At 67.5% G+C, this 12,882-nt stretch carries 9 protein-coding genes; 3 read left to right on the top strand and 6 right to left on the bottom strand.

The window, feature by feature from the left end; all coding sequences use genetic code 11:
* Window positions 1-107 precede the first annotated feature (107 nt).
* Window positions 108-854, top strand: coding sequence for a DNA-methyltransferase (locus AC5P09_RS06135; RefSeq protein ID WP_493872805.1), 747 nt, complete (start codon window positions 108-110; stop codon window positions 852-854).
* A 99-nt stretch (window positions 855-953) separates the two neighbouring features.
* On the opposite strand, the gene AC5P09_RS06140 is transcribed toward AC5P09_RS06135, so the two are convergent.
* The 3 genes from AC5P09_RS06140 to AC5P09_RS06150 all read right to left on the bottom strand — a co-directional run bounded on the left by AC5P09_RS06140 (window position 954) and on the right by AC5P09_RS06150 (window position 4,627).
* Complete coding sequence (locus AC5P09_RS06140; RefSeq protein WP_493872806.1) at window positions 954-1,640, bottom strand: DUF5655 domain-containing protein; 687 nt, start codon at window positions 1,638-1,640, stop codon at window positions 954-956.
* Window positions 1,641-1,692: 52 nt separating this feature from the next.
* Window positions 1,693-2,358, bottom strand: a complete 666-nt coding sequence (locus AC5P09_RS06145) for a nitroreductase (RefSeq protein ID WP_493872807.1) — start codon at window positions 2,356-2,358, stop codon at window positions 1,693-1,695.
* A 187-nt stretch (window positions 2,359-2,545) separates the two neighbouring features.
* Entirely contained in the window at window positions 2,546-4,627 is a 2,082-nt protein-coding gene (locus tag AC5P09_RS06150; RefSeq protein WP_493872808.1) for a tyrosine-type recombinase/integrase, read from the bottom strand.
* Here AC5P09_RS06150 and AC5P09_RS06155 point away from each other — a divergent pair.
* A complete protein-coding gene (locus AC5P09_RS06155; RefSeq protein ID WP_493872809.1) occupies window positions 4,547-6,823 on the top strand; it encodes an ATP-binding protein in 2,277 nt (758 codons plus the stop codon). The two genes, AC5P09_RS06150 and AC5P09_RS06155, sit on opposite strands and share 81 nt — an antisense overlap.
* A 446-nt stretch (window positions 6,824-7,269) precedes the next feature.
* On the opposite strand, the gene AC5P09_RS06160 is transcribed toward AC5P09_RS06155, so the two are convergent.
* From AC5P09_RS06160 to AC5P09_RS06170, 3 genes are all read right to left on the bottom strand, one after another.
* Window positions 7,270-8,799, bottom strand: a complete 1,530-nt coding sequence (locus tag AC5P09_RS06160; protein WP_493872810.1) for a helix-turn-helix domain-containing protein — start codon at window positions 8,797-8,799, stop codon at window positions 7,270-7,272.
* 83 nt (window positions 8,800-8,882) lie between these two features.
* Window positions 8,883-9,083, bottom strand: coding sequence for a DUF4236 domain-containing protein (locus AC5P09_RS06165; protein ID WP_307677865.1), 201 nt, complete (start codon window positions 9,081-9,083; stop codon window positions 8,883-8,885).
* 24 nt (window positions 9,084-9,107) lie between these two features.
* Entirely contained in the window at window positions 9,108-9,929 is an 822-nt protein-coding gene (locus tag AC5P09_RS06170) for a DUF6985 domain-containing protein (RefSeq protein WP_493872811.1), read from the bottom strand.
* A 220-nt stretch (window positions 9,930-10,149) separates the two neighbouring features.
* Here AC5P09_RS06170 and acnA point away from each other — a divergent pair, with 220 nt between their 5' ends.
* Window positions 10,150-12,867 (top strand): aconitate hydratase AcnA, encoded by a 2,718-nt coding sequence (gene acnA, locus AC5P09_RS06175; protein WP_493872812.1) that lies wholly within the window; start codon window positions 10,150-10,152, stop codon window positions 12,865-12,867.
* Window positions 12,868-12,882 lie beyond the last annotated feature (15 nt).

Below are 12,882 nucleotides of genomic sequence, written 5' to 3' on the forward strand. Positions count from 1 at the left end.
CCGGAATTCGCCGTTAACCTCCGCTGCAACCTCGCACCGGATGCATGCCGTTGAGCGCTGTCCGGAGCAGGTCCAGACTCCGCCGCGCCCGAAGAGAGGCCCTCCCCATGAGCTACACGCTGCACCGAGGCGACGCCCTGACCGCCCTGAAGTCCCTCCCGGACGAGAGCGTCCAGGCGGTGATCACCGATCCGCCGTACAACTCCGGAGGCCGCACCAGCTCCGATCGAACCGGCCGCACCGCTCGCGCTAAGTACGTCACGAGCAACTCGGCGCACGACCTCGCCGACTTCCCGGGTGAGAACCGCGACCAGCGCTCCTACCGCTCCTGGCTCACCGAACTGCTCACCGAGGCGTACCGGGCCTCGACCGAGCACGCGGTCGCGATGGTCTTCACCGACTGGCGACAGGAGCCGACCACGTCCGACGCCCTGCAGATGGCGGGATGGACCTGGAGCGGCACGATTCCGTGGATCAAGCCGTCCAGCCGGCCCCGCAAGGGCGGGCCGAAGCAGGACTCGGAGTTCATCATCTGGGGCGTCAAGGGCTCCCTCGACAACACCCGCGATCTCTACCTGCCGGGGCACTACATCGCCTCCCAGCCCCGCAAGGGCCGGGTTCACATCACCCAGAAGCCGGTTGAGGTCATGCAGCAGCTCGTCCAGGTCTGCCCCGAGGGTGGCACCGTCCTTGACCCGTTCACCGGCAGCGGCTCCACCGGGGTCGCGGCCCTGCGCGAGGGACGCCGCTTCGTGGGCGTCGAGCTGTCCGCGCACTACGCGGACGTCGCCGAGCAGCGACTCCGCGCCGAGCTGACCAAGGGCGACTTCGACCTGGCCGGACCGGAGGCATGAGCGTGAGAGCGAAGAGAGGCCAGGGCCAGCGGCCCACAGACGCCAGAGGGGCGGCTGGAGCATCGACTAACCGATGCACCAGCCGCCCCTCCTGTTACGTCAGGCCGCCTCGAACGCCCGCCGGATCAGCGGCGCCGCCTTCTCCAAGTCGGCTGCCGAGACGACGCGGACCTCCAGGTCGCCGGTCCCAAGGTGTCCGATACCTCGCATGTCCCGGGTGAAGCCCTCCTCCAACTCCACCGCGTCCGGGTCGAGTCTGAGGTACAGCAGGATCGCCTCGTGCTTCGGACGGAAGATCACCGACGCCACGTTCACCAACCGCCGGTAGGCGATGTAGTGCCGCAGGGACGCCACCTCCACCTCGCCCCATGCCGTGAGCGCCTCGTCCAGTTCCGCGTACAGGTCCCGCAGGCACTCCGGCACCGCTCCTCCACCCGCAGGCGGAGAGACCGCCGAAGCCGTCGGCACGCTGTCCGCCACGGGTGCCCGCTCCCGGCCCCGGCGAGAAGAGGCAGCGCTCGGGAAGCCGGTCGCGGAGTCCACGAGCAGCAGCCCCAGCAGGCCACCGTCGAAGATCCGGTAGCGCACCAGGTCGATCCGCTCGGGCAACCTCTGCACCGCCACCCGGTCGTGGTGCGAGAAGCCCGCCGCGATGCAGATCATCCGCGGACGACGCCAGTCGACGGACTCGGCGGCCTCCGCCCCCAGCACCTTCCGCACAAGCGCCTCGAACTCGTGGTGCGCCGACTCCAGCCAGGACAGGTAGGAGACCGCCTGGGACATCACCCCTTCTCTGAACTACGAGTTGAGAGGGCCGGCGCCAGACCGACATGGCCGGTCACACTCCGATGAAGCTCACGGTTTCTGTCATGTCCGCCCGCCCGGTACGCAGCCGTGGCACGCCCTCCTTCTCGAATCCCACCGCGACACCGCAGAACAGCACGAGCCCGTCATCGGCTCCGACGATCTGGCTGACGGTCTTGCGATACATCGTCCACATCACCTGGGGGCAGCTGTGCAGCCCTTCTGCCCTCAGTAACAGCATGACCGTCTGCAAGTGCATCCCCGCGTCCCCCCACTGCCCTGGCCCCATCGTCCGGTCGAGGTAGCAGAACAGCACGACCGGTGCCCCGAATGCCCCCGAGTTCAGGGCGGCGATCTTCATGGGCCTGTCGGGGTCGTCGCGCTCGATTCCCAGTGCCTTGTACCGCTGAGCAGCCGCGGCGGAAAAGCGGTCCACGTACGGCGAGGTGAGTTCGGCCGGGTACATCGGATACTCCCGCTCATCCCCCGGGTCTCCCGCCCGTGCCCTGGCTGTTGCGCGCTTCTTCAGCTCGGCCAGGGGCTCGCCGGTCACGACATACATATGCCACGGCTGGAGGTTCCCACTCGACGGAGCCCGCGTTGCAGCGGCCAGCACGCGTTCGAGTATCTCTTTGGATACCGGCTCATCGCTGAACGCCCGCACAGCCCGGCGACTGTCCACGGCTTCATACACATCCACGTCTGCTTTTCCTCTCACTTAACGACAGCCACTTCTCTACCGTCTTGAGCACGCACACGTGGCAACAGGTGATCCGGATCGCACTTCGGTCTGCGGCTGGCGGCAGCGCTGTTGGTCGGCCTGTCGATGCGATCGGCCTCCGCTTGCTCCACGAGGCGGTGGATGGGCTCGTCGGTGACCGGAGAAATCATGGAGCGGGCTCCTTGACGTCACTGGTGCGGATCGCGATCTGGGCGAAGGTGGGCATCCCTAGGTCGATGGCAGTGCCACGCCGACTCTGCTCGGCATGAGGCTGAGCGAGTTTGTGCTCTGCCCCGGCCAGGCTCACCTGCAGCCCTTCCACTTCGCCGAGCCATCCTTCGCGTTCGGCCTCGGCGATGCGGGCGAGAAGGTTGTCGCGGATCTCGACGAGCCGGTCACGCTGGGCGGGGTCGGGCCAGAGCATCGGGCAGCGCACGCAGGCGTGTTCGTGGATGCAGGGGGTGCCGAACGCGCGGCCGCATGCTCCGATGGAGACTTTGCGCCGCTCGAAGTGGCCGAGGAACTCCTGCCATTCCTCGTCGGTGGGGACGCGGTATTCCTCGCTCGGGCGGAGGGACCTGCGGCGGGCGAGGAACCCCATGTGCGCCTGGATCGCCTCTTCGGGGTAGACGGCCTTGTAACCGAGAGTCACGTTGATGTCCTGGTGGCCGGCGATCACCTGGGCGATGTGTGGCGGCAGCCCGTTGAGGATGGCATCGGTGATGAACAGCCGGCGGAAGTCGTGCGGTGTGTAGCGAAGCGGTGCACCGGTGACGTCGGTCAGGCCCGTGTCGATGAGGGCCTCGTCGAGCATGGTGCGAACGGTTTCATCGGTGAACGCGCAGTCGTCACCGCGGATGCGTCGTTGGAACAGCAGCGGGGACGGCTCCTGCCACGCACATTCGCGGCGGTCGTAGGAGCGGACCAGGGGGACGGCGCCGGTGGCCTCCCGGGCTCGGCAGATGATCGCGCTCAGGACGTCGGCGAGCTCGGGGCTGACCAGCAGCAGCCGCTCGGTATCCGTCTTGGACGGGACGATCTGCAGGAGGGGGACAAGTTCACCGGTGGTGGGCAGCCGATATTGGACCAGGCTGTGGTGGCTGAGTTCCAGCAGTTCCTCGATGCGGATGCCGGTGGCCCGCAGGACCTCGACCACGGCCCAGGTCCAGAAGGCTCTCTCGTCATCGAGTCCCAGATCGCGGCGTTTTCCGGTGTGCGGGTCCTCGGCCCAGATCCTGCCGGCTGTTCCGTGCGGAACCACGGCGCGTACGAGTTGCTGACCGGCAGCGATGAACACCTCGCCGGGGCCGGCATGGCGAGCGGCCTCCAGTACCGCGGCAGCGTCCTTGCGGCGCTGGTCGACCGTGCGGACGAGGATCGGCAGGACCGGCAGGCGCTCGCGGGTGCGGGCGTCCATCCTTGCCTTGCGTCGCCGTTGTACTTTGCGGTTCTCCAGCTCGTCAGCCTTCACCGGGCTCGGCGCCACCCACGGGCCCCAACGGCCGGGATCTTCCAGTGCCCACTGCGCGATATCGAGGTAGAAGGCCCGCACCTGGGTGAGCGTGTCCCGGTGGTTGAGCCTCTCGACCTTCGTGCTCGTGCGTCGGCCGTCGGGGCCGGTAACGGTCTTGTCCTTGGTGCGCATCCTCTGCTTCCACTGCCCGATGACGTCCGGGGCAAGGCGGAGACTGGCGGCGTCGGGATGATGGTGCTCGATGTCCTGCCAGAAGCGCTTGCCGAGGTGGTAGGAGAGAGACTTCAAGCTGTTGTAGTCCAGAGCGGGCTGGCGTTCACGGAGATAGTCCACCAGGAGGTCACGGACGGGACGGCAGCGCAGTCCGTAGCGGTCGACGAGTTCCTCGGGGGTCCGCTGTCCTCGGTTGCGGACCCCGCGCAGATTCTGCGGGGCATCCTCTCCCAGAGCTCCGAGCTGGTGCAGCAGCCGGTAGAACACCTCGGTTCCCGCCGTCATCCGCTTGAGAACCGTGGCCTGGGCCTCGAAGAGCTCCAGGACGTCGCCGACGGTGATCCCGGTCAGCATGCCGCCCTTGGCCGCGAGGATGAGGGCGCTGCGGCAGAGAGCCGCGCTGACGGCACCCGACCGTAGGTCCTGGACTGACGCGCCCAGCTCCCGCAGATCGTCGTCCCTCTGGACGCCCACCCCGAGTTGTACGCCGAAGCCCGCCGCCAGGCCCGGGAACTCGGCGACGCCCTCTCCTTCCAGCGCAGCGATCTTGCCCTGTTCCACCTCGACGCGCGGACCCGGACCGTCACCTGCCGCCTCGTCGAGGTCAAGTGCTACACCGCGCTCGACGACATCGGCGCCTACCAGCGCCTCAAAACCAAGGTGACCCAGCAACTCGGACGGAGCCAGACCGTCCTCACCGAGTCCTTTGATCCTGCCCACGCCACCCGGGATCGGGTGGACCGACCGGTCAAGAACCTGGCTCTCGGATCCCTGCTCCGCTTCTATCTGGAGCGGGCGGCACGCCACGGGACCATGGGGCACGCCCCCAGGACAGCGGCCCACGCCCTGCTCGACAGCCTCGACGACGGCTACGCCCTCCACTTCACCCGCAGCGGCCTGATCTTCGACCTCGCCCGCGAGGGAACCGACCGTGAACTCGACGACGAGGTGGAGTTCCACCGCATCGGCAGCGATCTGATCACCGAGCTGATCAACGCCATTCGCACGGTTCGCCCGGGTGTACCAGCGCCTACGGACCTAGCCGTTGATGAGGAGCAGGAGGATGAGGATGGAGCGGCCACAGCTCCCACCCTGGCACTGTCGCAGTTGGCTGTGCCACGGCTCTCAGACGCCGAGTTCCGGGCACCTGATGCTCAGGACGAGCGGGATGCCCAAGATGCCCATGAGGAAGACCAGGAGCAGGCCGGTGGGGGCAAGGCGGCGACTGTCCTCGACACGGACGGGGTCGCGAACGGCCACGGCACCACGCCAATCACCGCAACTGGGCGTGCGGGCCGTGAGACAGGCTCGGCTCAGGCCGAGGCACCTTTGACTGTGCCTGCTGCCGACGCGGCGGAAGCGGTCCCGGCGTCTCCCTCTTGGGAAGGGCCCGCATCGGCCGCTGCTACCCCGGGCGGTACCGGAAATCCGCTGCGGACGGGGACCGTCCCTGAGAGTCAGGGCTTCCACGAGGCGCTGACCATCGATGTCCAGCCCACCTCTGCCACAACGGGACCGGTGTCACCAGGGGGCCTCCCTGAGATCTTCCTCGGCGTCACCCGCCCCTCCCCACAACACGGCGTACTCGGCGAGGTGGCGGGCCGGAAAGTCGCGGTCGATCTCGACGAAACCCACACCATCAGCCTCTTCGGCGTACAAGGAGGCGGCAAGAGCTACACCCTGGGCAGCATCATCGAGATGGCCTCGCTGCCCACCCCGCCGGTCAACGAACTTCCCCGCCCTCTCGCGACCGTGGTGTTCCACTACAGCCGCACCATGGACTACACACCGGAGTTCACTTCCATGGCGCGCCCCAATGGTGACCAGGCGCAGCTCCAGGTCCTGAAGGAGCGTTACGGAGCAGACCCCCAAGCACTGTCGGACGTGCTGCTGCTCGCCCCCGCCAGCCAGGTCGCCGACCGCCGACGGGAATTCCCCGGCATCGACGTCCAGCCCCTCGCTTTCTCCTCCGCCGAACTCCAGGCAGCCCACTGGCGCTTTCTCATGGGAGCGGTCGGCAACCAGTCAACGTACATCCGGCAGCTGACCCGCATCATGAAGTCGAACCGCAACAACCTGAACCTCGGCGTCATCCGGCAGGGCGTGGCCGATTCCGGTATGCCCGACCACGTCAAGCAACTGGCCCAGGAGCGGCTCAACCTCGCCGAGGACTACATCGACGACAACGCCCGGCTCACCAGCCTCATCAGACCCGGCCGACTGATCATCGTTGACCTACGCGACGAGTACATTGAGAAGGACGAAGCGCTCGGTCTCTTCGTCGTCCTGATGCAACTGTTCGCCGAGGCGCGCAACGGGGACGAACACTTCAACAAGCTGGTCGTCTTCGACGAAGCGCACAAGTACATCGACAGCCCGGACCTCGTCGCCGGCCTGGTCGAGACCGTCCGCGAGATGCGCCACAAGGGAATGAGCATCCTGGTCGCGAGCCAGGACCCGCCCTCCGTACCGATCTCCCTGATCGAACTCTCCGACCACGTCATCCTGCACAAATTCACCTCGCCAGCCTGGTTGAAGCACCTTCAGAAGGCAAACACCGCCTTCGCCAACCTGCGCTCTGAGCAGATGGCGCAGCTGCAGCCGGGCGAGGCATACGTGTGGGCGAGCAAGTCCACTGACCCGGCGTTCACTCACGGAGCCGTCCGGATGCGATGCCGTCCTCGGGTGACCCGGCATGGCGGAGGGACGAAGACGGCAACGGGCGGACAGCGAGCTGGCAGCACGTCGTCACAGTGAGCGCTTCGACGAGGTGGGTGCTTAGCCCGTGACACCGGCGCCTGTCTGCAATAGAGGACCCACGCCCGCGCGGTGTAGGTCCTTCATTGCGTGGCGAGGTGATCGGTTAGAGGACCCAGATGAGTGGCTGGACCCCAGGCTGCGTCGCGAGGCCGGAGACATCGGGCAGGTGGCGGCTTGCCTCCTCGACCACACGCGGTCGGCGTGACGCGACCGACATCAGACGTTGCGAGGTCGCTTCGGTGACAACTCTGCGTAAAAGCTGACGACTGCTCAGGTTTACCTGACGCATCGTCGACCAATCAAGATCATCTTGCACACGCGTTGCACAAGGTGCTGAAAGACAACAGAGATCAGCGAAAGGTTGTGAAGGTAAGTATTCGCAGGTCAGGCAACATGTCGCGGTGTCGTGCCCCTTGTCTCCAAGGGGCACGACACCCTGCCCGTCAGATGTCCCGGAACGTCTCGATCTGCGCCCCGACCGAGTTGAGCCGCTCGGCCAGATCCTCGTACCCGCGGTTGATGACGTACACGTTGCGCAGTACGGACGTGCCCTCGGCCGCCATCATCGCGAGCAGGACGACCACGGCGGGCCGCAGGGCCGGCGGGCACATCATCTCGGCGGCGCGCCAGCGGGTCGGGCCCTCGACCAGGACCCGGTGGGGGTCCAGGAGTTGGAGGCGGCCGCCGAGGCGGTTGAGGTCCGTCAGGTAGATGGCGCGGTTGTCGTAGACCCAGTCGTGGATCAGCGTCTTGCCCGACGCGGCGGCCGCGATGGCCGCGAAGAAGGGGACGTTGTCGATGTTCACGCCGGGGAACGGCATCGGGTGGATCTTGTCGATCGGCGCCTCCAGCTTGGAGGGCCGGACGGTGAGGTCCACCAGGCGGGTGCGGCCGTTGTCGGCGGGGTACTCCGGCGTGCGGTCGTGGTCGAGGCCCATCTCCTCCAGGACCGCGAGCTCGATCTCCAGGAACTCGATGGGCACCCGGCGCACCGTCAGTTCCGACTCCGTGACGACCGCGGCGGCCAGCAGGCTCATCGCCTCGACCGGGTCCTCGGAGGGGGAGTAGTCGACGTCCGTGTTGATGTCCGGCACGCCGTGCACGGTGAGCGTGGTGGTGCCGATGCCCTCCACCTTGACGCCCAGCGCCTCCAGGAAGAAGCACAGGTCCTGGACCATGTAGTTGGAGGAGGCGTTGCGGATGACGGTGACGCCGTCGTACCGGGCGGCGGCCAGCAGCGCGTTCTCGGTGACCGTGTCCCCGCGCTCGGTCAGCACGATCGGCCGGCGGGGCCGTACGGACCGGTCGACCACCGCGTGGTACTGGCCCTCGGTCGCCGCGATGTCCAGCCCGAACCGGCGCAGCGCGATCATGTGCGGCTCGATGGTCCGCGTACCGAGGTCGCAGCCGCCGGCGTAGGGCAGTTTGAAGCGGTCCATGCGGTGCAGCAGCGGGCCGAGGAACATGATGATGGACCGCGTGCGTACGGCGGCATCCGCGTCGATCGCCGCCATGTTCAGCTCGGCCGGCGGGACGAGTTCCAGGTCGACGCCGTCGTTGATCCAGCGGGTGCGTACGCCGATGGAGTTGAGCACCTCCAGCAGGCGGTACACCTCCTCGATGCGCGCGACCCGGCGCAGCACCGTGCGCCCCTGGTTGAGCAGCGAGGCGCACAGCAGGGCCACACACGCGTTCTTGCTCGTCTTCACATCGATGGCGCCGGACAGCCGACGACCGCCGACCACGCGCAGGTGCATCGGGCCCGCATAGCCCAGAGAGACGATTTCGCTGTCCAGTGCTTCACCGATGCGAGCGATCATCTCAAGGCTGATGTTCTGGTTGCCGCGCTCGATGCGATTGACGGCACTCTGACTGGTGCCGAGCGCTTCGGCAAGTTGTGACTGTGTCCAGCCCCGGTGCTGCCGGGCGTCACGGATGAGCTTGCCGATGCGTACGAGGTAGTCGTCTGCCATGAGCTTGAGGCTATCTCAGATATGAGATGGTGCCTCTCGAGGGGGGCCGTTCGGGTGATGACGGCGAGAGACCTGAGGGTTCGTCAACGGCGCTTGGCCGTACGGGTGCGGCGCCATCCGAAAGGTCCGGGCAAATCCACTGATGTCGTACGTCGTCCTGTGCTGCTGCTCGTGTGCCGCGGCCCGTGGCGGCCACCACCGGTGGTGACGGACCAGGAGCGCCGGTTGATGTTCAGGCGTACGCCCGGCAGGATCCGGAAACTCTTGCGGAAGGTGAGGGGCATGTGGGCCTCCCTTCAGGATCGGTGTCAGTTGCTCCCAACTCCTGTCGGATACCCCCACTTGGCGAACTGATGGCCGTACTGCACCGCCTCCTCGAAGGTGACCGACGTCACCGGCTCCGTGCCGTACGGCGGTACGACCGGACCGACGACGTACCGGTGCCGGGTGACGCGACCGTCCTCGTCCCGCAGTTGGAGGACACCCGGCTCCGGGCAACTCCACGTCAGCCGTGTGACGGACTCCCCGTCGAGGTTGGCCAGCGAGCTCCACCCCTCGCCGTTGGCGCGGAGCTCCATCTCGGACGACTCCATGACGCCGTGGTCGAAGGGGGCGCTGTCCCAGTGGCCGATGAGCGATTCGTCCAGGCCTGCCCGCGGGTCCGTGGCGTCCCGCTCGGCGATCCAGAGAAGGAAGGCGGTGTCGGCCCCGCCGGTATCGACGACACGCGGGCCGTGCAGGAGAACGCCCAGCCCGTGTTCCTCGTCCCACGGGCGGGAGAACTCGATGCCCACGTAGGGGATGCCGTCCCTGGAGACGGGGTGGACGTAGAGGGTGCTGACGTGGACCGGATCGGTGAGGCCGGACGCGGTCGCCAGGTCCTCCGGCTGCAGGATGTGGACGGCGTGTGCGCTCAGGGCGGGCCGGGCCGCGGCGAGCAGGGCCGGCAGCCGGGCGACCGTCCACGCGGCCGATGCGATCTCGGCGGCGTCCAGCGGGTGGTCCTCCCGCCCCTCCGGCGCGTAATAGAGGGGGACGAGCGTCCCCGCGGTGGCGGCCCAGGTGTCCGGCGGCAGCGGCACCCGGGTCATCCAGGCGAACTCGTCCCAGGAGAAATCGGCTCGGTTCATGGTCGCAGGAGGACATCACAGCGAGGCCGGGCATGACCAACCCGGCCCCATGTACTAGAGTTATCTCGACATCGAGATATCTGCCGAGGCGCGCCGCGGTCGCACGTCGTCATCAGTCCGGCAGTAAGGCATGCCTAACTTAGCCTTACCTTAGCGGATCGGCCAAGAGGGCGTGGCGGCAGGATGCGGTGGTAAGCGCACAAAAATGAAGGAGACTGTCGTGTCGGCGAACAGCTTCGACGCCCGCAGCACGCTGCAGGTGGGCGACGAGTCGTACGAGATCTTCCGGCTGGACAAGGTGGAGGGCTCGGCCCGCCTGCCGTACAGCCTCAAGGTCCTGCTCGAGAACCTGCTCCGCACGGAGGACGGCGCGAACATCACCGCCGACCACATCCGCGCCATCGGCGGCTGGGACTCGCAGGGCCAGCCCTCTCAGGAGATCCAGTTCACGCCGGCCCGCGTGATCATGCAGGACTTCACCGGTGTGCCCTGTGTCGTGGACCTGGCCACCATGCGTGAGGCCGTGAAGGAGCTCGGCGGCGACGCGGCGAAGGTCAACCCGCTCTCCCCGGCCGAGCTGGTCATCGACCACTCCGTCATCGCCGACAAGTTCGGCACCAACGAGGCCTTCGCGCAGAACGTCGAGCTGGAGTACGGCCGCAACCGCGAGCGCTACCAGTTCCTGCGCTGGGGCCAGACCGCCTTCGACGACTTCAAGGTCGTCCCGCCCGGCACCGGCATCGTCCACCAGGTCAACATCGAGCACCTGGCCCGCACGGTCATGGTCCGGGGCGGCCAGGCGTACCCCGACACCCTCGTCGGCACCGACTCGCACACCACGATGGTCAACGGCCTCGGTGTGCTGGGCTGGGGCGTCGGCGGTATCGAGGCCGAGGCCGCGATGCTCGGCCAGCCGGTCTCGATGCTCATCCCGCGCGTCGTCGGCTTCAAGCTGACCGGTGAGCTCACGCCCGGCACCACCGCCACCGACCTGGTGCTCACGATCACCGAGATGCTGCGCAAGCACGGCGTCGTCGGCAAGTTCGTCGAGTTCTACGGCGAGGGCGTGTCCGCCACCTCGCTCGCGAACCGCGCCACCATCGGCAACATGTCGCCGGAGTTCGGCTCCACCGCCGCGATCTTCCCGATCGACGACGAGACCATCAAGTACCTGAAGCTCACCGGCCGCGATGCCCAGCAGCTCGCGCTCGTCGAGGCGTACGCCAAGGAGCAGGGCCTCTGGCTGGACCCGAAGGCCGAGCCGGACTTCTCCGAGAAGCTGGAGCTCGACCTGTCGACGGTCGTCCCGTCGATCGCCGGCCCGAAGCGTCCGCAGGACCGTATCGTCCTCGCGAACGCAGCCGAGCAGTTCAAGGTCGACGTCCGCAACTACGTCGACAGCGTCGACGAGGCGGGCCAGGAGTCCTTCCCGGCCTCGGACTCCCCGGCCATGGCGCCCAACGGCGCTCCGTCCAACCCGGTCACCGTGACCGCCCCCGACGGCTCGACGTACGAGATCGACCACGGTGCGGTGACGGTCGCGGCCATCACCTCCTGCACCAACACCTCCAACCCGTACGTCATGGTCGCCGCCGCGCTCGTCGCGAAGAAGGCCGTGGAGAAGGGCCTGACCCGCAAGCCGTGGGTCAAGACCACCCTCGCCCCGGGTTCGAAGGTCGTCACCGACTACTTCGACAAGGCCGGGCTCACCCCCTACCTCGACAAGGTCGGCTTCAACCTCGTCGGCTACGGCTGCACCACCTGCATCGGCAACTCCGGCCCGCTGCCGGAAGAGGTCTCCAAGGCCGTCAACGACCACGACCTCGCGGTCACCTCGGTCCTCTCCGGCAACCGGAACTTCGAGGGCCGGATCAACCCCGACGTCAAGATGAACTACCTGGCGTCCCCGCCGCTGGTCGTCGCGTACGCCCTCGCCGGCTCCATGAAGGTGGACATCACCAAGGACGCCCTGGGCATCGACCAGGACGGCAACCCGGTCTACCTGAAGGACATCTGGCCCTCCGAGGCCGAGGTCAACGACGTCGTGGCGAACGCCATCGGCGAGGACATGTTCAACAAGTCCTACCAGGACGTCTTCGCGGGCGACGCCCAGTGGCAGGCGCTGCCGATCCCGACCGGCAACACCTTCGAGTGGGACCCGCAGTCGACCTACGTCCGCAAGCCCCCGTACTTCGAGGGCATGACGATGGAGACCACCCCGGTCTCCGACATCACCGGCGCCCGTGTCCTGGCCAAGCTGGGCGACTCGGTCACCACCGACCACATCTCCCCGGCCGGTGCGATCAAGGCCGACACCCCGGCCGGCAAGTACCTCACCGAGCACGGTGTGGAGCGTCGCGACTTCAACTCCTACGGCTCGCGCCGAGGCAACCACGAGGTCATGATCCGCGGCACGTTCGCCAACATCCGCCTGCGCAACCAGATCGCGCCGGGCACCGAGGGCGGCTACACCCGCGACTTCACCCAGCCGGACGCGCCCGTGTCGTTCATCTACGACGCCTCGCGCAACTACATCGAGCAGGGCACCCCGCTGGCCATCCTGGCCGGCAAGGAGTACGGCTCCGGCTCGTCCCGCGACTGGGCCGCCAAGGGCACCGCGCTCCTCGGCGTCAAGGCCGTCATCGCCGAGTCGTACGAGCGCATCCACCGCTCGAACCTCATCGGCATGGGCGTCCTGCCGCTCCAGTTCCCGGAGGGCGCGAACGCCGAGTCCCTCGGCCTGACCGGCGAGGAGGCCTTCTCCTTCACCGGCGTCGAGGAGCTCAACAACGGCACCACCCCGCGCACGGTGAAGGTCACCACCGACACCGGTGTCGAGTTCGACGCGGTCGTCCGCATCGACACCCCCGGCGAGGCGGACTACTACCGCAACGGCGGCATCATGCAGTACGTGCTGCGCTCGCTCATCCGCAAGTAAGCGGTGCCGCAGGGC

This window comes from Streptomyces sp. a15 (assembly GCF_059026085.1).